Genomic DNA, 24,060 nt, shown 5'->3' on the forward strand with positions numbered 1-24,060 from the left:
CATGGGAGCATTGCCGCAACGCTCGCCAAGCCCGTTCACCGTGACATGCACACCCCGACACCCCGACAGTACGGCAGCTAACGTGTTGGAAACGGCCAAGTCGTAATCATTGTGCGAATGGAAATCAAAATGCTTGTCGGGGTAGCGGCTCACCATTTTGCGCACATAGTCGGTGCACTGCATGGGGTTCATGTGACCCAGAGTATCGGGCAGCATGAAGCGCTGAATCCCTGCCCCTTTGAGTCCGTCCATGATTTGATAGACATATTCCTCGGAATCTCTCATGCCCGAGCTCCAATCTTCCAAGTAGAGATTAACCTTCAGGCCATGCTTTTCGGCGTAGTCTACCTCTTCCAAAATATCGTCGATGTGCTGCTGGGTTGTTTTGTGGAGTTGCTGTGTGCAGTGCTTCAATGAGCCTTTGGCGAGCAAATTAATAACCATTCCGCCTCGTTCGCGTATCCAGTCGATGGACTGGTGATGGTCTACAAACCCCAACACCTCGATTCTGTCAAGATAACCCTCTCTTTCTGCAAACCTGCAAACCTTGTCGACGGCATCTTTTTCGCCCTCCGAAACACGGGCCGAGGCTACTTCCAGACGGTCTACGTTGACCTCCTTAAGCAGCATGCGGGCAATCATAAGTTTCTCGTGGGGCAGAAAGCTCACCCCGCTGGTTTGCTCACCATCGCGGAGTGTGCAGTCCATGATTTCCACAAAACTATTTGCTCGGCGTGACGCTTCAACATTCATTAGCACGTTTCCTTTCATATTCTTCCACCTTGTCGAGATTTCGAACAAGGAAATCCACGTCGTCGAGACCATTCATCAGGCAATGCTTCTTATAGCCGTTGATCTCGAAATGCTCACTGCGCCCAGTGGCTAAGTTGGTGACTGTCTGATTGGGCAAATCTACTTCAACCTTCGATTGGTGGTCTTTCTCAATCGTTCTGAACAATTCTTGCAAGAAATCTTCGCTGACAACAACAGGCAGCACGAAATTATTGAGTTCGTTGTTTTTATGGATATCGGCAAAGAAAGAGCTGATAACCACACGGAATCCATATCCAGCAATGGCCCATGCCGCATGCTCACGGCTTGAGCCTGAGCCGAAATTCTTGCCGGCAACAAGAATAACGCCCGAATAACTGGGGTCGTTGAGCACAAAGTCGGGATTGGGATTGCCATCCTTGTCGTATCGCCAATCGCGGAAAAGGTTGTCTCCAAAGCCTTCCTTATCGGTGGCCTTGAGAAATCTGGCAGGTATAATCTGGTCTGTATCAACATTCTCCAATGGAAGGGGAATGCAGCTTGATGTTATAATATCGAATTTCTGTTTCATCTTTTTGAATATTGTTTGCTTGGACTACTTGCTTGACATCAACTCCCGTGGGTCAGTTATCTTGCCTGTAACGGCAGCCGCTGCAGCCACCAGCGGACTGGCCAGAATGGTGCGCGAGCCAGGACCCTGGCGCCCCTCGAAGTTGCGATTGGAGGTCGAAACTGCATAAAGCCCTGCCGGAACCTTGTCGTCGTTCATGGCCAGGCAGGCCGAACAACCCGGTTGTCGAATGGCAAAACCAGCTTCTTTCAGAATGACGTCGAGTCCCTCGTCACTGATTTGCTTGGCAACAGCCCATGATCCAGGCACCAGCCAAGCCACAACATGGTCGGCCTTCTTATGTCCTTTCACCAATGAAGCAAAGGCGCGGAAGTCTTCGATGCGACCATTGGTGCATGCTCCAAGAAACACATAATCTATTGGATGACCCAGCAACTGCAGTCCGGGCTCGAAGCCCATGTAGCGAAGACTTTTCAGAAACGAAGCCTGCTCGGACTCGTCTATCTCTTCCAGAGCAGGCACACGACCACGGATACCAATGCCCATGCCCGGGTTGGTGCCGTAGGTAATACGCGGTTCGATATCAGCTGCATCGAACACAAGTTCCTTGTCGAACACGGCGTCATCGCCGGAATACAATGTTTTCCAATAGGCCAAAGCTTTGTCCCAAGCCTCACCTTGCGGTGCATACTTGCGACCCTTGATATATTCGAATGTCCTTTCGTCCGGTGCCACAAAGCCACCGCGCGCGCCCATCTCTATCGAAAGGTTGCAAAGCGTGAGCCGTCCCTCCATGGTCATGTCGCGAACCACGTCGCCAGCATACTCCACGAAGTAGCCGGTAGCACCCGAAGTGGTGAGTTTCGACATCAGATAGAGTGCCACATCCTTAGCCGTCACACCCAGCTGCAGCTTACCATTGATGCTGATGCGCATCGACTTGGGTTTCTGCTGAAGAATGCACTGCGACGCAAGCACCATTTCAACCTCTGATGTTCCGATACCAAAGGCTATGGCTCCCATGGCACCATGGGTAGACGTGTGCGAGTCGCCGCACACGATAGTCATTCCGGGGAGCGACAGTCCGGTCTCGGGACCTACCACATGAATGATGCCGTTCTCCTTGGTATTCATCTTGAACTCAGTCAAGCCAAACTCCTCACAGTTTCTGCTCAGCACATCTATCTGTTTACGACCAACGGCATCTTCTACCGGCTTGTGCTGGTCGTGGGTCTGAACATTATGGTCGGGCATGAAATTCATTTGTTGGGGGCGAAACACTTTCAGGCCTCTCCTGCGCATACCATCGAATGCCTGGGGCGTGGTTACCTCATGACCGTAAAGCCGGTCAATGTAAAGCTGGGTCGGCCCGTCTTCTACAACTTGTACCACATGGCAGTCCCAGATCTTGTCGAATAATGTGTTCATAATATGTTTTTGATCTCTTACTTGGTTCTGAATTTATTGATACAATCGATATAAGCTTCGACCGAAGCGGTAACAATGTCGGTATTGGCGCCAAAACCATAATACACATTACCATCATACTCCACCTGCATGTGTACCTTGCCCACATCGTCGGAGCCCTTGGAAATGGCCTGAATGGTGAATTCCTTCAGGGTCATCTGCTTGCGCACGATGCGCTTCAGGGCTGTGATGGCCGCATCCACAGGACCATTGCCCGTCGATGACTCCTCAAACTTCTGCCCGGCGATGTCTAGTCCGATGCTCGCCACGCTGCGGACACCCTTGCCCGTGGTGACCTGAAGATAGTCGAGGCTGACGCTACGGTTAGCGGCGGTGTCGGCACCAGCCAGCATCAGCACGTCGTCATCCGTGATTTCCTTTTTCTTATCGGCCAGCTTCAGAAACTCCTGATAGACATTGTCAAGCTTGGCCTCATCCTCCACATCTACTCCATTCACCTGAAGACGATACTTCAATGCTGCTCGGCCAGACCGGGCTGTCAGCACAATTTCGTTGTTATCAAGTCCAATGTCCTTGGGATCGATAATCTCATAGGTCTGCACGTTCTTCAGCACCCCATCCTGATGAATGCCACTGGAATGTGCGAACGCATTACGACCCACAATGGCCTTGTTAGGCTGTACGGGCATATTCATCAGCGACGAGACCATACGCGACATCGGATATATCTTGTTGGTATTGATATTGGTGTCAATATTGAGATGCTTATGGCACTTCAAAATCATGGCCACCTCCTCCAGAGAAGTGTTGCCGGCTCGCTCGCCAATACCATTGACAGTCACCTCAACCTGACGGGCACCGGCCAACACACCACTCAACGTGTTGGCAGTGGCCATGCCCAAGTCGTTGTGACTATGCGTGGAAATAATAGCCTTGTCGATGTTTTCGACATGTTCTTTCAGATATTCTATCTTGGCCGCATATTCGTGAGGCAGGCAGTAGCCTGTGGTGTCGGGAATATTAACCACCGTGGCACCAGCCTTGATCACAGCCTCGACCACCTGAGCGAGGTATGCATTGTCAGTGCGGCCGGCATCCTCAGCATAAAACTCCACATCCTCCACATACTTCTTAGCATACTTCACGGCTCTGACCGCACGTTCGATAATTTCCTCGCGTGTAGAGTTGAACTTATACTTAATGTGCCACTCACTGGTGCCGATTCCCGTGTGTATACGCTTATGCTTGGCATATTGCAGAGACTCAGCGGCTACGTCAATATCTTTTTCCACTGCGCGGGTCAGTGCACAAATCGTTGGCCAGGTTACAGCCTTGGATATCTCGACCACAGAATTGAAATCGCCCGGAGAGGAAACCGGAAACCCCGCCTCGATGACGTCCACTCCCAGTAGCTCCAACTGTTTGGCCACTTGAATCTTCTCCACTGTGTTCAGTTGGCACCCGGGCACCTGTTCGCCGTCCCGGAGCGTCGTGTCAAAAATGTAAAGTCTCTCGCTCATAATACAATTTTTTATTCTACCAAAAACAAAAAAGCCTTCCCACTAATGGAAGTGGAAAGGCTCTGTTTCTTATTTATACGTTAGACACTCGCACACACCTTCACACTCCCGACTACCGGATGCAGTCGAATAATAATGGAAATAATAAGGGAATTCAGTGCAAACATCTTGTTCTATCTTCTATTTGGTTGCAAAGATAACACTTTTAGACAAAAACAACAAACAAATTATAACTTTTTTGTCTGGTTTTCTTTTAAAACAACAGAATAGATGGGGTTCTTCCTTAAAAAGAAACACCTGTGGGGATTCCTCCGAAGGGGTCGTCATCGTCCTGGTTCATACGCGAGCCGATAATCTCCCCACCTCCCAGACTGGAAGGCAGCGGAGCCAGCATGGCATCCTCAGGATTTGCAAAACGCGTGTATTGTCCCTGGAAAGACAGCAGCACATCGCCGGTTGCCCCCTTACGGTGCTTGGCAATAATAATCTGCGCCTTACCCCTGAGGTCATTGCCTTTCTCGTCCTCCAACAGATGATAGTATTCCGGACGGTGCACAAATATCACCATGTCAGCATCCTGCTCGATAGCTCCCGACTCACGGAGGTCGCTCAACTGCGGGCGTTTGCCCTCAAGACCTTCTCGGTTTTCAACGGTTCGGTTCAACTGCGACAGTGCCAGGATAGGGATATCCAGCTCCTTGGCCAACCCCTTGAGCGACCGTGAGATTGTAGATACCTCCTCCTGACGGTTGCCAAAGCGCATGCCATTGGCATTCATGAGCTGTAAATAGTCAATCATGATCACCTTCACACCTTTTTCCCTCACTAAGCGACGAGCCTTGGTGCGAAGTTCAAATATAGACATTCCCGGCGTGTCGTCTATATAAACCGGTGCACCGGTGAGCTTGGCCAAATTCTTGTCCAGCCTCTCCCACTCATCACGCGCAAGTTGGCCGTTCATGATTTTCTTACCCTCAATCTCGCAAACGTTGGATATCAAGCGGTTCACAAGTTGCACATTATTCATCTCAAGAGAGAAGAATGCAATGGGTTCCTGATGGTCCACCGCAATATTCTTAGCAATGGAAAGTGCAAACGAAGTCTTACCCATGGCAGGTCGCCCGGCAATAATCACCAAGTCGCTCTTCTGCCAGCCGGAAGTCATGTCGTCCAACTTTCCAAATCCCGAAGCAACGCCTGTCAGACCGTCCGACGTTGCCGAAGCTTTCTGAAGGATATCGACTGCTTGACGTATCACCGGATCGATTTGGGTATAGTCCTGCCGCATATTCTTCTGCGAAAGCTCAAAAAGACTACCCTCTGCCTCCTGCATCAGCTCATCGACATCAACCGTAGCATCGAACGCCTTGGTTTCGATAACGCTGGCAAACGAGATGAGTTGCCGGGCAAGAAACTTCTGTTGTAATATCTTGGCATGATACTCTATATGTGCCGACGAAGCCACTTGCGAGGCCAAGTCCACCACGTATGCGGCTCCACCGACATCCTCAAGTGCTCCTTCCTTCTGCAGTTCATTGGTCACCGTCATGATGTCCACCGGTCTCTCGTTCATATTGAGCGATCGAACGGCTGTAAATATCTTCTGGTGACTGGGCTCATAGAACGTCTCGGGACGAAGGATTTCGGCCACCACCGAGAAAGCATCCTTGTCGATCATCAATGCACCGAGTACTACCTTCTCTACATCCACAGCCTGAGGCTGCATGTGGGCATATGTAGGGTCTATAGGGGCAGAAGCCTTGCGGCGGGTTTTGCCCGAATTATTTGTTTTAACTGGTTCTGGCATGGTTGTTTTTTGTTGTATGGGCAAATTTACAAAAAATAGTTCATTATTGGCTTGCCTTAGCAAAAAAAAGAAAATAACACCTCTGTATATCCAAAAATTCAGTATTTTTGCAAGGAACAAATACAAACGCCATGCTAACATTCCCCTGTGCCAAAATTAACCTTGGACTGAACATCACATCCAAGAGAGATGACGGCTATCATAATCTCGAAACTGTATTCTATCCCATCCCATTAACCGACGTGCTCGAGATAAAACGCATGGACGAAGACTTCCCATCCGAATACGCCTGCGACCTGAAGATTACAGGCAACAGCATTGATGGCGACGAGCAGTCCAACCTCGTGGTCAAGGCCTATCAATTGTTAGCCGCTGACTTTACCCTACCCCGCATCCACACACACCTGTTCAAGCGCATTCCCTCCCAAGCCGGCCTGGGGGGCGGATCGTCGGATGCGGCGTTCATGATCCGACTGCTCGATGAGCGTTTTCGCCTCAATCTCGGCATTGCAGAGATGGAACGTTATGCTGCGCGACTTGGCTCCGACTGTGCTTTTTTCATTACTGCAGAACCCTCCTTTGCCACCGGGCGAGGCGAAATACTTGAACCGGCCGATGGTCCCAAAGGCAATCTGCATGAATATTATATAGGTATAGTCAAGCCTGATATTGCCATTTCCACGCGCGAGGCTTTTGCACACATTACCTGTCGTCAACCTGAAAAGAGTTGCCGCGACATTGTGCGGCAGCCCATCAGTACATGGAAAGATGAATTGATAAACGACTTTGAAGCTTCAGTCTTCATAGCCCACCCGCAACTGTCCCGCATCAAGCAACGGCTTTACGACCTCGGAGCCGTCTATGCACAAATGAGTGGGAGCGGCAGCGCGCTGTTTGGTATTTTCCAAACCGACCCACAGCAACTGGATCAAGAGTTTGGCGATTGCTTCACCTTCAGCTGTAAACTGTAGGGAATTTCAAAAAGACAAGACCAAACCCACAGAGAGACAGCCTGTCTTCTCTCTGTTGGTTTGGCTTTACATTTAGTCACATTGGAAGATGTCGCGCGTGTAAACCTTCTCGGCCACATCGTCCAAAACCTTATCATAACGGTTGGCAATAATCGTTTGGCTCTGTTGCTTAAACGCATCAAGATCATTGACCACCCTACTTCCAAAGAAGGTTGTGCCGTCCTCAAGCGTCGGCTCGTAGATAATCACCACCGCGCCTTTAGCCTTGATGCGTTTCATCACACCCTGAATGCTACTCTGCCTGAAGTTATCACTATTGCTTTTCATCGTCAACCGATATACCCCGATAACACAACGGCGCTCCTCCGTGGCATCATAGTCTCCACGGTTTCCATAATCATAGTATCCCGCCATGTTCAGCACTTGGTCGGCTATGAAATCCTTGCGGGTTCTATTGCTCTCCACGATGGCCTGTATAAGATTTTCAGGCACATCCTCATAGTTAGCCAGCAGCTGCTTGGTGTCCTTGGGCAGACAGTAGCCGCCATAGCCAAATGAGGGGTTGTTATAGAAATTGCCAACACGCGGATCCAAGCTTACCCCTTGGATAATACTTTGCGTGCTGAGTCCCTTCACCTCGGCGTAGGTGTCGAGTTCGTTAAAATAACTCACGCGAAGGGCAAGATATGTATTGGCAAAGAGCTTCACGGCCTCCGCCTCAGTCAGTCCCATAAACAGGGTGTCAATATCCTGCTTGATTGCCCCCTGCTTCAGCAGATCAGCAAATTCATGCGCCGCTTTGTCCAATCGGGCGTCACCCTCCGGTCTTCCCACGATAATCCTGCTGGGATAGAGGTTGTCGTACAGGGCCTTACTCTCACGCAGAAACTCCGGAGCAAAAATGATATTGTCCGACCCATACTTCTCTCTCACACTCTTGGTATATCCCACGGGAATGGTCGATTTGATGACCATGATCGCATTGGGGTTTACCTTGGTCACCAATTCTATCACCTCCTCAACATGTGTGGTGTCGAAATAGTTTTTTACCGGGTCGTAATTGGTCGGTGTGGCTATCACCACAAAGTCGGCATCCCTGTAAGCCGAAGCGCCGTCGAGCGTAGCCGTGAAATCCAATTCCTTCTCGGTTAGATATTTTTCGATATAGTCATCCTGAATGGGCGACTGTCTGCGACGCAGCATGTCCACCTTCTCGGGCACTACATCCACCGCCGTTACATGCTGATGCTGGCTCAGCAAGGTTGCTATACTCAATCCTACATAGCCCGTTCCGGCTACTGCAATGTTATATTTCTTCATGATTCAAAGGATCGTTTAAACCATTTCAACTGCTCAAAGACTCGCGATACCACTCGTACAGCTTTTGAACCCCCTCGTCTATCTCCACCTGATGTTTCCAGCCCAAACGGTGGAGTTTAGAAACATCGATGAGCTTGCGGGGTGTTCCGTTTGGCTTTGACCTGTCCCAAGCCACCTCCCCGCGGAATCCTACGGTATCCACAACGAGAGAAGCCAATTCGCCGATGGTCAGCTCCTTACCTGTGCCTACATTGATATGACAGTTGCGTATTTCTCCAAGCGACGGTATGGCTCCGCCGCGGCCTTCTGAATTATTACGATCCACCGCCCCATCGGTTTTCACACCGTAGAACACAGACGAATATTTCTCTATGCCAATGATATCCTTGAAGTCCACGTTGAGCAGCAAATAGACTGAGGCATCGGCCATATCCTCGCTCCAAAGAAATTCGCGTAGCGGACTGCCATCGCCCCAAAGCGTCACCTTATTATTTTCGATACCATAGAAAGCCAGGGCTTTCAGTATTCTCTCCTCATCACAGCTCCCGTCGACATTATCTTCGCCTATCTGCGCAGCCAGTTTCGTTGGGGGGTTGATTGGCCGTTTGTCCATATCCACCCGTATGGCATTCCAATCGCCTTCATGAATCAGTTTGGCCAGATACACCTTGCGCATCATGGCCGGCAACACGTGCGAGTTTTCCAAATGGAAATTGTCGTTGGGGCCGTAGAGGTTGGTCGGCATCACGGCAATATAGTTGGTTCCATACTGCAGGTTATAGCTCTCGCACATCTTCAGTCCCGCAATCTTGGCAATGGCATACTCCTCGTTGGTATATTCCAATGGCGATGTCAGCAGCGAGTCTTCTTTCATGGGCTGCGGCGCATTCTTGGGATAGATACAGGTGGAACCCAGAAACAATAGTTTCTTCACACCATGCAGGTATGACTGCTCGATCACGTTACACTGCATCTTCATGTTTTGCATGATGAAGTCGGCACGATAGAGTGAGTTGGCCATGATGCCGCCTACAAACGCGGCTGCCAAAACCACTGCATCGGGCTGCTCTTCATCGAAAAATTGCTTCACGGCAGCCTGATTGGTCAAGTCCAGTTCGCTGTGGGTTTTCCCAACAAGATTATGATATCCCCTTGCCTTGAGATTATTCCAGATAGCCGACCCCACAAGTCCGCGATGTCCGGCCACATATATTTTTGAATCCTTTTCCATTATTTGACTATCCCTTTCTCCAAATATTCCTGCAGGTTCACGCGCACCTTGGAAGCTGCATCATCGGCAGCCACCTTCTTCATGTCGCTGTCTACCATGATTTTGACTAACTCCTCAAAACTGGTGCGGTTAGGATTCCAGCCCAGTGTGGCTCTCGCCTTGGTGGGGTCTCCCCAGAGATTCACCACGTCGGTAGGACGATAGAAGTCGGGACTCACTTCCACAAGCACTTTGCCCGTAGCCTTGTCAACCCCCTTTTCGTCCATCCCCTCTCCTTGGAACTCCAGCTCAATACCGACATGCTTAAACGCGAGATAGCAAAAATCGCGGACACTATGTTGCTTGCCAGTGGCTATCACAAAGTCTTCCGGCTCATCCTGTTGCAACATCAGCCACATACATTCCACATAATCCTTGGCATATCCCCAGTCGCGCAACGACGACAGGTTGCCCAGATAGAGCTTATCCTGTTTGCCTTGGGCTATGCGGGCTGCAGCAAGCGTTATCTTGCGGGTGACAAATGTCTCGCCGCGACGCTCGCTCTCGTGATTAAACAAGATACCATTGCAGGCATACATGTTGTAGGCTTCACGGTATTCCTTTACGATCCAGAAACCATACAGTTTAGCCACGGCATACGGACTATAGGGATGGAAGGGGGTGTTCTCGTTTTGTGGCACCTCCTCCACTTTGCCGTAGAGTTCTGAGGTAGAAGCCTGGTAAATGCGGCAGGTCTCTGTCAGACCACACACACGCACGGCCTCGAGCACGCGCAACACACCGACTGCATCTACGTCTGCCGTAAACTCCGGCGAATCGAAACTCACCTGCACATGGCTCTGGGCGGCAAGGTTGTAAATCTCCGTGGGAACCACCTTGCGAATCAATGCCACAATACTCATTGAATCGCTCAGATCAGCATAGTGCAAATGAAAATGGGGTTTACCCTCAAGATGCACTATTCGCTCACGGTAGTCCACCGACGAACGGCGAATCACCCCATGCACATCATATCCCTTTTCCAGCAGCAATTCTGCCAAATAACTACCGTCCTGCCCCGTGATACCGGTTATCAGGGCCACATTTTTTTTCTTTTCCATGATCTATTTTTTATGCTTGTTTTTTATTAATAACGCGAATACCTTATATTATAGTATGTCCAAGAGCACCTTAAGTTATGCGTATAACCCATCATTTTTCTCCTATCAGGTGTCTTGTCTTCGTTCCGCCGAGTACACACAGCCACGTCCATTTACGGCTGGTCGGTACCATCGCGTGATATCACTGCAAAGCTACTGAAAATTATACAGAATCTTCGATAAAACCCTGTTTTTTATTCTCTTGGCGTGATGTCACCTATAAGCAAAATGAGGTTTGCACTCCAAACACCAACCGCCGAAAAGTAGGGACAAGAGAGATTTGTCAGTAAAACTTCACCGTCAACAGGTGGTTTCATTTCGTGCTTCCAGACGAAAAAGCGCCATGTTTTCGGCATGAATATGACAACGAAAAACCAAAAAATAAAAAACCGACCTGCCAAAGCTATCTCATCGCACTGCGCCGAAGGCCTCATCGTCCTGCGAAGAAGCCTCAGGCGCAAAGCCGTTAGGCTCTAACCGCACGACCATCGAGCCCTAATTGCAAGCAAAAACGACACCCAGGGAACTGGGGAAACCGCCTTACGCCTACAACAATCTGATAATGTGACAGTTGGAAAAATATGCGATTTTTCAGCGTTTTCACACCAAACTGTTTTATATTTTAGAAAAAGCGAAGCATTTGAATGCTTTTGTCCGTTTTTTTACAATATCTTTTGGAATGCAAAACTGACAAATCTGTCAGTCGGAGAATGACAAGAATGGCACGAAATGACACTGCCACACGATTGGCACACTTTTCGTAATGAACAAGGGTGAACACTCGCCACGAGCGAATATTCGCAGAAAAACGTTTAACAAAAATATAAACTATTATGAAAGTAAAACCATTAGCAGACAGAGTGCTGGTGCTTCCGGCACAGGCTGAAGAGAAAGTAGGCGGAATTATTATTCCTGACACGGCAAAGGAAAAGCCACAGCGTGGCAAAATTGTGGCTGTAGGCCAAGGCACCAAGGACGAGGAGATGATTCTCAAGGAAGGTGACGAGGTGCTTTATGGCAAATATGCCGGAACAGAATTGGAAACTGATGGCGAGAAATATCTCATGATGCGCCAAAGCGACATACTGGCAATCGTGGAAGGTTAAGCAAGTATAGGAGTTAGAAATCGTTTAAAATTCGTAATTCAACATTAAATATCATGTCTAAGATTATAAAATTCGATACAGAAGCCCGCGAACTCTTGAAGCAGGGCGTTGACCAGTTGAGCAATGCTGTGAAAGTGACACTCGGTCCCAAAGGCCGCAACGTGGTTATTGAGAAAAAGTTTGGTGCACCGCAGATTACCAAGGACGGTGTGACCGTGGCCAAGGAAGTGGAGCTGGAAGACAAGTTCGAGAACACCGGCGCACAGCTGGTGAAGAGCGTGGCCAGCAAGACCGGAGACGATGCCGGAGACGGTACCACGACAGCAACTATCCTGACCCAGGCCATCGTGAACGAGGGTATGAAGAATGTTGCCGCCGGCGCAAACCCCATGGATCTGAAGCGCGGCATTGACAAGGCCGTGAACAAGGTGGTTGACTTCATCAAGGAAGGTGCAGAAATCGTGGGCGACAACTACGACAAGATTGAGCAGGTGGCCACCGTGTCGGCCAACAACGACCCGGAGATTGGCAAGCTGCTCGCCGACGCCATGCGCAAGGTGTCGAAAGACGGTGTCATCACCATCGAGGAAAGCAAGACCCGCGATACCAGCATTGGCATCGTGGAGGGTATGCAGTTTGACCGCGGCTACCTCTCGGGCTACTTCGTGACCGATACCGACAAGATGGAGTGTGTGATGGAAAATCCTTACATTCTCATCTATGACAAGAAGATCAGCAACCTCAAGGAGTTCTTGCCCATTCTGCAACCTGCAGCCGAGAGCGGACGTCCATTGCTGGTTATTGCCGAGGACGTAGACTCTGAGGCACTGACCACACTCGTAGTCAACCGTTTGCGTGGCGGATTGAAGATTTGTGCCGTGAAGGCTCCCGGCTTCGGCGACCGTCGCAAGGCCATGCTGGAAGACATTGCCATTCTGACCGGAGGCGTTGTTATCAGCGAGGAAAAGGGTCTGAAGCTCGACCAAGCTACCTTGGAGATGCTCGGAACTGCCAAGAAGGTAAACGTGTCGAAGGACAACACCACCATTGTGGACGGTGCAGGCACCAAGGAGAATATCAAGGATCGCGTGGCACAAATTAAGAATGAGATTGCCAACAGCACCAGCTCATACGACAAGGAGAAGTTGCAGGAGCGTCTGGCCAAGTTGTCGGGCGGTGTGGCCGTGCTCTACGTGGGTGCCAACTCTGAGGTAGAGATGAAGGAGAAGAAAGACCGCGTTGACGATGCACTCTGTGCTACACGCGCCGCCATGGAGGAAGGTGTCGTTGTCGGTGGCGGTACAACCTACATCCGTGCCCAGGAGGCACTCGCCAACCTCAAGGGCGAGAACAATGATGAGCAGACCGGTATCAATATTGTGTGCCGCGCCATCGAGGAGCCGCTTCGCCAGATTGTTGCTAATGCAGGGGGCGAGGGTGCCGTTGTGGTGAACAACGTGCGCGAAGGCAAGGGTGACTACGGTTACAATGCCCGTGCAGAAAAATACGAAGACCTGCGTGCGGCTGGCGTTATCGACCCGGCCAAGGTGGCTCGCGTAGCATTGGAGAATGCTGCCTCCATCGCCGGAATGTTCCTCACAACCGAGTGTATCATCACTGATAAACCCGAGGAGAACGTTCCTGCCATGCCGGCCGGACAGCCCGGAATGATGTAAGATTAGACATTACAGACCGAATAAGAAAAGGTGCGCCACATCGTGGGTGCACCTTTTCTTATGACCGTTGGTATGTATGCCAAGTCGAGACATGGTTCTGCCAGCGTTCTCGCAGCAAACTGTGTTGTTCATTTTATATGAAAAAAAGTTAAAATTGCATTTTTTGCCTTTTTTGTTTGGAGACTATACAAAAAGTTACTAATTTTGCAACGAATTAAAGGAAAAGACAAGTTCTGACAAGATGAACTTTCGAAGATATTTTTTGATTTGTTTTAGTAGATTAGTTTTTAAGTAGTTTGTTTTTAGAAATCGGTTGCCGTGATGGCATCCGATTTTTTTTTGTGCGTATTAAAAAATACATTACCTTTGCACCATGAAACCAAAGTTACACCTCGACTGGAAGAAAGCTCTGCTATTCCTTGTGGTCTCAGCCGGCCTTATCTACATCACCAAATCGATATGGATGTCAATAGGCATCGTGCTGCTTCTGTTTGTAGTCGACAGCCTGTTGGCAGACTGGGAGTACCGGCGCCGGGTCAAGAAAACATTCACCGAGCTGAGGAAAGCACGTGAGGAAGAGGAAAAGAAAAAGAAAAAACAACCGTAAACAACGGTTTCCGCAGATTCCTGTGATGCATCAGCATGAAGGGACACTGTTTTTACCTCAGCCTTAAACTATATGGACAAACTTATCCAACTTTATACATCGTGGGCTACGACACCACCGGCCAGCACCATCAAGCTGGCCGGAGCAGGAAGCAACCGCGAATATTACAGACTCACGGCTCAGGATGGGAAAAGTGTGATTGGCGTGGTGGGCACGAGCAGGGAGGAGAATCACGCTTTCGTAGCTCTCGCCCAACACTTCACACAGCGCAAACTGCCCGTGCCCCAAGTGCTGGCCGTGAGCGAAGATGGGATGCGGTATCTTCAAACCGACTTGGGCAACACCTCGCTCTTTGATGCCATCAAAGGCGGTCGGGAGGCTGGGGGCAGATATAATTTGGCAGAGAAGAAACTGCTGTTCCGCACCATCCGCGAACTGCCCAACCTACAAATCAGAGGAGCAAGGGGACTGGATTGGACCGTGTGCTACCCACAACCGGAATTTAATGAAGACAGTGTTCTGTTTGATTTAAACTATTTCAAGTATTGTTTTCTGAAGCCCACCAACCTCGATTTTCATGAACTGAAACTCGAAGCGAACTTTCGCAGGCTTGCCAAAGACCTCACGTCCGAACCGGCCGACAGCTTTATGTATCGCGACTTTCAGGCTCGCAACGTGATGCTGGACGCAGAAGGCTACCCCCACTTCATCGACTTCCAAGGCGGAAGGAAGGGGCCTGTTTACTACGATCTGGCTTCGTTCCTGTGGCAGGCTGCAGCCAAGTATCCCTTTAAACTGCGACGCGAACTCATTGCCGCCTACTATGATTCGTTGAAACAATATACCGAGGTGCCTTCGGTAAGGCATTTTGTTGCCCGGCTCAGTCTCTTTGTGCTGTTCCGCACGCTGCAGGTGCTGGGAGCATACGGGTTTCGCGGCTATTTCGAACATAAGCAGCATTTCATTGACAGCATTCCGCCGGCCATCAATAATCTACGCGACGTACTGGCTCTGCGCGAGGATGTGTTGCCATATCCCTATCTACGCGATGTACTGATGCGGCTCATCCAGTTGCCGCAGTTTGCCCCTGCAGGGGAACCTAAGGTAAGTCGGACAGATGGATTCAGAATCACGGATCATGACATTTATACGTCGCACCCGCAAGATGGCCCTGCCACTTTCTCGAAATATGATGGCAAAGGACCACTTCAAGTCACCGTTTACAGCTTCTCATTCCACAAAGGTATACCCGAGGATCCGTCGGGCAACGGAGGTGGGTATGTGTTCGACTGCCGTAGCACACACAACCCCGGCCGCTACGAACCATACAAACAGCTCACGGGACTGGACGAGCCTGTGATTCGGTTTCTTGAAGACGATGGTGAGATTATAGAATTTCTGAAACATGTCTATGCCCTGGCCGACAAACATGTTGCATGCTACATGCGGCGTGGTTTTACACACCTGATGTTCTGCTTTGGCTGTACCGGGGGGCAGCATCGAAGTGTGTACAGTGCCCAGCACTTGGGTGAGCGGCTCCATGCGAAGTTCGGCATAGAGGTGCACATTATCCATCGTGAGCAGCATATAAAACAAACACTCAAGGCAGACCGGCAACAAAAACCGTACACGGATACGCAACAAATCGTAAAATAACAATTCAATAAAATCTAACTTAACAATGAAAAAGGGAATAATAATGGCTCTGCTGGCCTCGATGGTCATGACATCAGCAAATGCTCAAACCAAGTCCGGAGCTTGGATCAACAATGTGAAACTATCGGGATATGCAATGACGCAATATCAGTATTCCGGTCAGGCGGATGCCAAGTCCAACTCTTTCAACCTCCGTCTCGGTCGTATCAGTCTCGACGGACGTGCCGCAGAAGACTGGTACTGGAAGGTGCAGTTGCAGTTTAACGGCAACACATCCACATTAGGCAAGTCGCCCAAACTTGTGGACGCATTTGCAGAATGGCAGAAGTATGATTTCTTCAAGGTGAAAGTGGGACAGTTTAAGCGTCCCTTTGCATTCGAAAACCCCATGAACCCTATCGATCAAGGATTTATGAGCTATGCGCAGAACATCATGAAACTGGTATATTTCACTGATCGCGTGGGCATGCACTCAAGCAATGGGCGTGACATCGGACTGCAATTGCAAGGAGATTTCCTCAAAAACAGCAATGGGCGCAACCTGCTTCATTATCAAGTCGGCGTGTTCAACGGACAAGGTATCAACACCAAAGACGTGGGACAACAGAAGGATATCATCGGCGGCGTGTGGGTAATGCCCGTAGCTGGCATGCGCATTGGTATGTTCGGTTCGGAAGGATCGTACAGCCGGAAAGGATCATGGACCAATGATCAAGGCAACACCGTATCAGGCATCAGACGCCTACCCCAACATCGTTATGCCATTTCGGGAGAATATAAGGTTGATGGATGGACGGTGCGTTCGGAATATATCCATTCTACCGGGAAGGCGTTCAAAGCCACTTACAACAGTTCATCAGACCTGAGCAAAGCTGAAGTGAACGAAGCTATCGGAAACAAGGCCGACGGTGTGTATGCTCTTGTCATTGCCCCAGTTATCAAACAGAAACTCTTTGCCAAGGCACGCTACGACATGTATCGCCAATCGGGCACATGGGGCAGCAGCAAAACATTCTATGAAGTGGGTGCGAACTACGTGTTCAACAAGAACGTTCAGCTCAACGCAGAGTATGCCAGAGTAAACGACCGTACGCTCGCCGACCACAATTATGACATGGTAGACATACAGCTCGACTTCAGGTTCTAAAAGATTCTCCCTGCAGTCAGCATGCTTATTATCCTCACTGTACTGACCTACTTTACAGCTCTACTGCTGTTTAGCCGGTTTACTACAACTCGCCATTCCAACAACGACACCTTCTTCCGAGGCAACCGCAAGTCGCCTTGGTATATGGTGGCATTCGGAATGGTGGGCGCCAGCATATCGGGCATCACATTTGTGTCGGTGCCGGGGATGGTCATGAAGATTGACATGACCTATCTCCAGATGTGCCTGGGCTTCATCTTAGGATATTTTGCCGTAGCCTTCGTGCTGCTCCCGGTGTATTACCGACTCGGCCTGACCACCATTTATGCTTGGCTCGACAAGCGCTTGGGACACAGATCATATAAAACCGGAGCTTCATTTTTCCTGCTTTCCAAAATCACAGGCGCAGCCGTCAGGTTTTACGTAGTGTGTATTATCCTCCATACGTTCGTACTCCGACAAATGGGCTTTCCCTTCCCCGTCACGGTGATTGCTATGGTATGCCTGATCTGGCTCTACACCCGGCATGGCGGAATCAAAACACTCGTATGGACCGACACCCTGCAAACCACCTGCATGTTCACCGCACTCATCCTGATTATCGTGCACGTGCTGTCGGCACTTGGTATGACCGTGGGCGAGGCCGTCAATGCTATTGCTGCTGACAGCCATAGTCGCATATTTGTTTTTGATGACTGGATGTCGCGCCAGAACTTCTGGAAACAACTATTGAGCGGAATGTTTGTCACCATTGTCATGACAGGACTTGACCAAGACATGATGCAGAAGAACCTAACCTGCAAGACACTCCGCGATGCACAGAAAGACATGTGTACCTACGGCTTCGCCTTTTTCCCTGCCAACGCCCTGTTTCTGGCACTGGGTATCCTGCTCATGATGCTTGCACGCCACCAGGGCATTGCCTTACCCGCCCAAGGAGACGACCTGCTGCCTATGTTTGCAGCCACCGGCCGATTGGGCGACTCGGCCGTCATCTTCTTTACTATCGGCGTACTGGCTGCTGCGTTCTCGTCTGCCGACTCCGCTCTTACCGCACTCACCACAAGTTTCTGCGTAGACATTTGCAACAGCCCTGATGACATTCGCCTGCGTCGACGGGTTCATATCGGCATTGCCATGGTATTTACCTTATTCATTCTATTATTCCGCTTGATCAATTCCACAAGTGTCATCGATGCCATCTACATTCTCTGTTCCTATACCTACGGGCCATTGCTGGGTCTCTTTGCTTACGGGCTTCTTACCCATAAGCATACCCACGACCGACTCGTGCCCTATATCTGCATAGCGTCGCCCCTACTCTGCTATGCCATCGACACGGCCACCGTTGCCACTGTCGGCTATAAGTTTGGCTACGAACTGCTCATGCTCAACGGAGCCATCACCTTCCTGGGACTGTGGCTGGCAGGCCGATTACGCCCGGTAGCCTAAGTCTCGTTCAGGTCAAAAAAAGACAGCAACCCATCTGTGATGACACGAGCCACACACAGATGGGTTGCTGCTTGATGAATAATAACTATATACTTGTGTTTTTGAGAATGAACGGTGACACGTCTTTAACAACCCGTGCCATCAATATTGCACGATGCGCCCTCGTCCGTATCAGCATGCAGGCCAGCATTCTCGGGGTTCAAAGTAACAGTGCCGTCTTCCAAGACAAAGCATGGAATGCCCGCATAACCTTTCTGCTTGGCCTCATCGAACACTGGGTTGTTGTCGCGGAGCCTCAAAAACTCCTTGAGTAAACTTACATGTGCGCCGATATCTATTACCTTGTAACGACTATCGCCCTCCACCTGTCGGTCTACTGCCACACAGTCGGGGCAACTCTTCATACCATAAATCTTAATCATGTTCCTATTAATTTTTATTGTTCTACATGAAATTACATGCAAAAACGATGCCACTCATGTGCTCAATAGACTTTTGACAGGCTACACGGAGACGATGTCGTTATTTCTTTGGCTTCTTTTCGGTTGGCTTTTTCGTTTCAATGCCAAATGGAACAGCCTTCTTAAGAAGAGTCTTTTGAAACTTCCCATCCAAGAAGATTCCACCCACGACGATTTGCATCTTCATCTGCTTGGACATAGAATTGTATGCGCCGTATGAGTACGGATTATTCACGTAGAAGCCCACTTGTACTTTATGCGATCCACCATTATAAGTCACCTGGTACTCTGCCGATATCGGATTAATCAAAAAACCGACAGGAGTGACACTGTAAAAGCCTATGCGACACTTGAGCGGTTGGGCAGGCTGGGCTGCCATAGCTTCGGCAAGCTTGGCATCGGTAATGTGTGCAGCCAGCGGTGCGGCCGGGAAATTCTTGATGGTCAGCGTAGAATCGGTGTCAATCTCCCAGCTCACACTAACGGTATCGGTCTTGTCCGGCTTGTTAGCAGACTTGGGATCTAAATAAATAAAATCGCCCGAGTAACTGCCTTTCACAGCCATAAAGGCTGTCTTTTTCTGTTCGGGGGTTAGGTTCTTTGGCTCATCATCAGGATTGCACGATGTGAACGACACAGCGGCTACACAGCCGCACAAAATTGGTAAAAGCTTTAAAAATTTCATTTGATTTAATATTTAAATTGTTTATCGTTGGGCAATGCGGCTAACAGCCACTAAGATTCCCACTTGTAACCATGAAATACGCATCAATGGAAAATCTTGCATGAGACTAAGAAAAAAACAATATTATCATGCACTTATCGTTTTGCTATTAGCACGGCGACAATCCGCCATGCTCAAATTCTAAAAACATGAAAAGACTACTTGTACTTTTATTCCTATCCTGTACGATCCATGCCATGGCTTGGGAGCGCGAAGCCATTTGGCCTACAGGAAAAATGCCCAACCAACAGAATCATCAGATTGCGGCCATGACCGACGAGGCCGGCAAACAGACCTTTGATGCCGAGAAACATAGAACACCCTACTTGGAGTGGTTTGACAGGCCTGCCAAAAATGTGCGCAAGGGCGTGTGCATGATTCTCATCAGTGGTGGGTCGTATATGAATTGCTGCGACGTCGGCCTCATCAAAAAATGGCACGAAGAACTCACGGCCATTGGTGTGCAATGCGTCAACTTCGTCTATCGCACACCACGACCGGTAGGGCTGCCCATCTACCAAACGGCATGGGAAGACGGACAGCGGGCAGTGAGAATGGTGAGAAGCGAGGCTAAAAAGCGAGGGTTCGACCCTGAAAAAATAGGAATCGTGGGCATGTCGGCAGGCTCGCACCTGGGATTACTGCTGGCCACAAGTTCACAAACGCCCGCATATAACAAGGTAGACAAACTGGATGAGGTGCCGTGTCATATCAATTGGGCCATACTCCATGCACCCGCCTACGTAACCACCGACAGCGAAACAGGCACGCCGGCTACCCGGCAGGGATACGGCGTGGATGTGAAGTTAAGCCCTGTGTTTAAGTTTGACGACAAAACCTGTCCGATCAGTTTTCACCACGGAGGCAACGATATCTATTCACCCAACGGTTCAACATTGGCATACCGCCAGTTGAGACGCATGGGCATTCCTGCCGAACTGCACCTCTATGCCGACCAACCGCACAGTGCATTGGGCTTTGAACGAGCCATCGAGTTTATGAACCAGATGGGATTCTTAGGCCCAGTTGGTCAGGAAGTGGCTCTGATGGACAGATATCCCAGTGACGGGGCACGCGCAAAAAAGGTGGAACAAGACGTGTGGCCGGAAGGCAAGATGCCCGATGTGCAGCAAGGACAATGCAAGCCATATATAGAATGGCACTTCCCTCAAGTGCTTAAAACAAAGGCCATACAAATCATCTATTCCGGCGGTGCTTATTCTGGCAACAACCCCGACGGCTTCGAGGTGGCACCCGCAAGACGATATCTCAATGAGCGTGGCGTGACCGTCGTGACCCTGAAATATCGCACACCGAGGCCACCAAAGGAAAGCGGGCTGGCCAAGTTTACAACTGCCTGGCAGGATTTGCAGCGTTGCATAAGAATCGTAAGGAGCAATGCATCCCGATATGGCCTGGATGCCAATCGCATAGGCATCATGGGAAGTTCGGCAGGTGGGCACCTGACCCTCATGGGAACAACATCATCCACCCACCAAGCTTACTTGCCCATAGACGATATCGACAAAATCCCGTGTAATGTGCAGTGGGGAATTGGCATATACCCGGCATATTCGCTGACCGACGGACTGAATGGGGGCAACAAAACCGGGGGCAATGACGACAAGGCCATACTGGCGCCCGAATTCTCTTTCGACAAGTTGACAGCTCCAATGCTCTTTGTTCACGGCGACGCCGACTCGCATGCCTCGATGGCTTCAGTCAAGGCATGGGAGAAAATGAGGGCGATGGGCATTCAGTGCGAACTGCACACGCTGGCCACAAGAGGCCACTGCTTTCAGAAAACAGCATCGCCCCAAACCGGCAGCTATACTTTTTTGGACAGAATATGGGAGTTTATAACAGCCAAAAAGTTTTTCAAAGAGCAATAGTCGACAATCATTAAAAATGCTTAGATTACTCAAATAATGGCCAACAACATTGGCCATTATTCTTTTTAGTTATACCTTTGCACCCCGAATAATAAATGATGACATAAAATGCCAATACATTCTGCACTATGTGCGGAGTGCAGGCCAATAAAAATGAACTCACGGGTCAAAGGATTTATAGCAGGCGTTCTTGCTGCTGTTTTTTACGGAACCAACCCTTTGGGGGCGCTTCCACTCTATGCTGAGCGTATCACCTCGGGCAATGTGTTGTTTTATCGTTACGGCATCACCATGCTGCTCTTTGCTATGTGGATGCTGATGAAGAAAGAAAACTTCAAAATTAAATGGGGTCACGCCGTCAAGTTTGCCATTTTGGGGTCACTCTTCGGACTGTCGTCGGCAACACTTTTCATGAGTTTTCACTTCATGAGTGCAGGTGTAGCATCCACCATCTTGTTTTCCTATCCTATCATGACAGCCATGCTCATGGTGGTGTTCTATCACGAGCGCATCACGTGGGGTACCACTTTCGCGTTGGCACTGGCCATCACGGGCATCGGAATGCTGTATCGTGGTGATGGCGGCCAGCCACTCAACGTCACCGGTGTGATGTTGGTCTTGGCCTCCTCTTTGTTTTATGCGCTCTACATCGTGTATGTTCACCAGTTCAAAACAGAAATGTCGGTCGTGAAATACACCTTCTGGGTCATCGCGTTTGGCTGGCTGACCATCATCGGATATATGATTTTTGCGGGCGACCCACTACAAACACTCAACACGCCCAAAGAGTGGCTCTGCGTGATTCAGTTGGCCGTGCTGCCCACATTACTGTCACTCTATTTCATCAATGTGTCCATCCAACTCATCGGCAGCACGCCCACGTCTATTCTTGGAGCGCTCGAACCCGTTACAGCCGTCATGATCAGCACATTGGTCTTTAGCGAAGTGTTCACTTGGCGACTGGCTTCGGGTATTGCGTTGATAGTTGCGGCAGTCATCCTGATTATATTGAGAAAGCAGCCAGTTGAAGGTTCTCATCCGAACAAGCCTCGCGCTTTGGAGAGACGAAAGGTTGGCGATTAGCAATCAATTTTCCTTGACAAACACCCCTTCATATTTCGCTTATTCAAAATTTTTGAACCATTGGTCCGAAATTCGACAAATTTTCGACATTCTGTTATCGTCTGGTTACCAGAGAGTTAAACTTTATACCACTTTTCTTGTCCATTTTGTGGCTTGCGATTGGATAGCTAACGGCACTGCGGTTAAGGTCGATCCATGACGCGACGACACTTCTTTCGCACAACCACAAAGCCCGAACCGCAGTGCCAAGAGATGCTAACCGCATTGTCGCGCTGTTTTAAAGTTCGTCGGCGTCGATTTTGACGGTCGAAACATGGCGCATTTTTCTCTATTTGTCACGAAAATATTCGCCAGGATTTGGTCATTAAAGTTGACACAAAGGAGCATCACCAAATGTGAGATTCTTGCAAAAATGTGGGCACGCCGATGAATCACAACGCTGAAGAGTTGGAACAGACTGCAATATGCAGTATGACAATACGGGAGCCTAAACTCGTCGTTTGTTTGTAAAGAATATGTTTTGGCACTATCTTTGCTCATATATGAAACAACCACATGTATGCTCAGAACATTCATGGGAGGCATAGAATTTAGATAGAATATGGAAAACATTAAAGATAAGAAGTTCGGCGGTGAGCGTCCCTTGTTTGGGACAAGGAATGCCTGCCTTGAGAATATTGAGATTGTAGACGGGGAGTCGGGTATCAAATGTTGTGAGCATATCACATGCAACAACTCCCGATTTTATGGCAAATACCCTTGGTGGCATGTGAACCACAGCAAGATTACAAACTGTTACTTTGCTGAGGCCAGCCGCTCGGCCATCTGGTATAGCAATGATATGGTGATGAAGGATTGTGTCATCGACGGCCCCAAGTTCTTCCGCGAAATGAAGAATCTCGAGCTGGAGAACGTGGAAATTAACGATGCTGACGAGACCTTCTGGAAGGTCGACGGGCTGAAACTGAAGAACGTGAAGTTGCACGAGGGCACCTACCCTTTCATGTTTTCCAAGAATATCTATGTAGATGGGTTGGAGAGCGACGCCAAATATGTGTTTCAATATTGTGAGAATGTGGAGATTCACAATGCGAAAATTACAACCAAAGACTCTTTTTGGGAATGTGAAAACGTGACCGTTTACGACTCCGAACTCAATGGCGAATATCTCGCCTGGCATTCCAAAAACATCAGGCTCGTTCGTTGCCACATCAGTGGCGAGCAGCCCTTGTGCTATATGGACAACGTGGTGCTGGAAGACTGCACGTTTGACGCTGCGTGTGACCGCGCTTTTGAGGATTGTACCAACATTCAGGCTCAAATCAAGGGCTCCATTTCCAACATCAAGAACCCCATCTCCGGCAGCATTGTGGCCGACAAGATCGGTTCGGTCACCTACGACGAATTTGCCCAAGGGCGCGACTGCGTGATCATGGAGCGCGTGTAAATGCAGGGCGGATACGCTGCAAAATCTGTCCATCAACGGTATAAACTTTTA

Annotated in this window: 20 protein-coding genes; 10 read left to right on the top strand and 10 right to left on the bottom strand. The window is 49.5% G+C overall.

Going from position 1 to position 24,060, the window contains the following annotated elements; genetic code table 11:
• From HMPREF0645_RS07925 to dnaB, 5 genes are all read right to left on the bottom strand, one after another.
• A partial coding sequence (locus HMPREF0645_RS07925; RefSeq protein ID WP_473234609.1) for a beta/alpha barrel domain-containing protein occupies nt 1-771 on the bottom strand: 771 nt, incomplete at its 3' end.
• Nucleotides 743-1,342 carry a 3-isopropylmalate dehydratase small subunit gene (leuD, locus tag HMPREF0645_RS07930; RefSeq protein WP_007174433.1) on the bottom strand — a complete coding sequence of 200 codons (600 nt, stop codon included), beginning with the start codon at nt 1,340-1,342 and terminating at the stop codon, nt 743-745. The genes leuD and HMPREF0645_RS07925, both read right to left, overlap by 29 nt.
• Before the next feature lie 24 nt (nt 1,343-1,366).
• A complete protein-coding gene (gene leuC, locus HMPREF0645_RS07935; RefSeq protein ID WP_007174434.1) occupies nt 1,367-2,770 on the bottom strand; it encodes a 3-isopropylmalate dehydratase large subunit in 1,404 nt (467 codons plus the stop codon).
• A 17-nt stretch (nt 2,771-2,787) separates the two neighbouring features.
• Nucleotides 2,788-4,290, bottom strand: a complete 1,503-nt coding sequence (locus HMPREF0645_RS07940) for a 2-isopropylmalate synthase (protein ID WP_007174435.1) — start codon at nt 4,288-4,290, stop codon at nt 2,788-2,790.
• A 283-nt stretch (nt 4,291-4,573) separates the two neighbouring features.
• Entirely contained in the window at nt 4,574-6,097 is a 1,524-nt protein-coding gene (dnaB, locus tag HMPREF0645_RS07945; protein ID WP_044123384.1) for a replicative DNA helicase, read from the bottom strand.
• A gap of 131 nt (nt 6,098-6,228) precedes the next feature.
• Here dnaB and ispE point away from each other — a divergent pair, with 131 nt between their 5' ends.
• Nucleotides 6,229-7,068 carry a 4-(cytidine 5'-diphospho)-2-C-methyl-D-erythritol kinase gene (gene ispE / locus HMPREF0645_RS07950; protein WP_007174438.1) on the top strand — a complete coding sequence of 280 codons (840 nt, stop codon included), beginning with the start codon at nt 6,229-6,231 and terminating at the stop codon, nt 7,066-7,068.
• Nucleotides 7,069-7,140: 72 nt separating this feature from the next.
• On the opposite strand, the gene HMPREF0645_RS07955 is transcribed toward ispE, so the two are convergent.
• Genes HMPREF0645_RS07955 through gmd form a run of 3 tightly spaced genes read right to left on the bottom strand, consistent with a single transcriptional unit; the run spans nt 7,141 to nt 10,719 of the window.
• Nucleotides 7,141-8,388, bottom strand: a complete 1,248-nt coding sequence (locus HMPREF0645_RS07955) for a nucleotide sugar dehydrogenase (protein ID WP_007174439.1) — start codon at nt 8,386-8,388, stop codon at nt 7,141-7,143.
• Between the two features lie 25 nt (nt 8,389-8,413).
• A complete protein-coding gene (locus HMPREF0645_RS07960) occupies nt 8,414-9,619 on the bottom strand; it encodes a GDP-L-fucose synthase family protein (RefSeq protein ID WP_007174440.1) in 1,206 nt (401 codons plus the stop codon).
• A complete protein-coding gene (gene gmd, locus HMPREF0645_RS07965; RefSeq protein ID WP_007174441.1) occupies nt 9,619-10,719 on the bottom strand; it encodes a GDP-mannose 4,6-dehydratase in 1,101 nt (366 codons plus the stop codon). The genes HMPREF0645_RS07960 and gmd overlap by 1 nt, the downstream gene beginning before the upstream one ends.
• An 872-nt stretch (nt 10,720-11,591) precedes the next feature.
• On the opposite strand from gmd, the gene HMPREF0645_RS07975 reads away from it, so the two are divergent.
• From HMPREF0645_RS07975 to HMPREF0645_RS08000, 6 genes are all read left to right on the top strand, one after another.
• Nucleotides 11,592-11,864 carry a co-chaperone GroES gene (locus HMPREF0645_RS07975; RefSeq protein WP_007174444.1) on the top strand — a complete coding sequence of 91 codons (273 nt, stop codon included), beginning with the start codon at nt 11,592-11,594 and terminating at the stop codon, nt 11,862-11,864.
• Nucleotides 11,865-11,917: 53 nt separating this feature from the next.
• Nucleotides 11,918-13,540: a chaperonin GroEL gene (groL, locus tag HMPREF0645_RS07980; RefSeq protein WP_007174445.1), complete on the top strand. Its 1,623-nt coding sequence runs from the start codon at nt 11,918-11,920 to the stop codon at nt 13,538-13,540.
• Between the two features lie 373 nt (nt 13,541-13,913).
• Entirely contained in the window at nt 13,914-14,147 is a 234-nt protein-coding gene (locus HMPREF0645_RS07985; RefSeq protein WP_007174446.1) for a hypothetical protein, read from the top strand.
• Nucleotides 14,148-14,219: 72 nt separating this feature from the next.
• Complete coding sequence (locus HMPREF0645_RS07990; protein WP_007174447.1) at nt 14,220-15,803, top strand: RapZ C-terminal domain-containing protein; 1,584 nt, start codon at nt 14,220-14,222, stop codon at nt 15,801-15,803.
• 25 nt (nt 15,804-15,828) lie between these two features.
• The gene (locus HMPREF0645_RS07995) at nt 15,829-16,950 is read left to right on the top strand and encodes a porin (protein WP_007174448.1); all 1,122 of its coding nucleotides are present in this window, start codon (nt 15,829-15,831) and stop codon (nt 16,948-16,950) included.
• A 21-nt stretch (nt 16,951-16,971) separates the two neighbouring features.
• Nucleotides 16,972-18,402, top strand: coding sequence for a sodium:solute symporter (locus tag HMPREF0645_RS08000; protein ID WP_007174449.1), 1,431 nt, complete (start codon nt 16,972-16,974; stop codon nt 18,400-18,402).
• Between the two features lie 125 nt (nt 18,403-18,527).
• Here the strand turns inward: HMPREF0645_RS08000 and HMPREF0645_RS08005 are convergent, their stop codons facing one another.
• Together HMPREF0645_RS08005 and HMPREF0645_RS08010 are read right to left on the bottom strand one after the other, a co-directional pair.
• Nucleotides 18,528-18,824, bottom strand: coding sequence for a hypothetical protein (locus HMPREF0645_RS08005; RefSeq protein WP_007174450.1), 297 nt, complete (start codon nt 18,822-18,824; stop codon nt 18,528-18,530).
• Nucleotides 18,825-18,924: 100 nt separating this feature from the next.
• Complete coding sequence (locus tag HMPREF0645_RS08010) at nt 18,925-19,548, bottom strand: DUF4840 domain-containing protein (protein ID WP_007174451.1); 624 nt, start codon at nt 19,546-19,548, stop codon at nt 18,925-18,927.
• A gap of 188 nt (nt 19,549-19,736) precedes the next feature.
• Here HMPREF0645_RS08010 and HMPREF0645_RS08015 point away from each other — a divergent pair, with 188 nt between their 5' ends.
• From HMPREF0645_RS08015 to HMPREF0645_RS08025, 3 genes are all read left to right on the top strand, one after another.
• Complete coding sequence (locus HMPREF0645_RS08015) at nt 19,737-21,479, top strand: alpha/beta hydrolase (RefSeq protein ID WP_007174452.1); 1,743 nt, start codon at nt 19,737-19,739, stop codon at nt 21,477-21,479.
• 153 nt (nt 21,480-21,632) lie between these two features.
• Entirely contained in the window at nt 21,633-22,562 is a 930-nt protein-coding gene (locus HMPREF0645_RS08020) for a DMT family transporter (protein ID WP_007174453.1), read from the top strand.
• 601 nt (nt 22,563-23,163) lie between these two features.
• Nucleotides 23,164-24,009, top strand: coding sequence for a DUF3737 family protein (locus tag HMPREF0645_RS08025; RefSeq protein ID WP_007174454.1), 846 nt, complete (start codon nt 23,164-23,166; stop codon nt 24,007-24,009).
• Nucleotides 24,010-24,060 lie beyond the last annotated feature (51 nt).

The sequence above is a fragment of the Hallella bergensis DSM 17361 genome (genome assembly GCF_000160535.1).
GTDB classification, from domain to species: domain Bacteria; phylum Bacteroidota; class Bacteroidia; order Bacteroidales; family Bacteroidaceae; genus Prevotella; species Prevotella bergensis.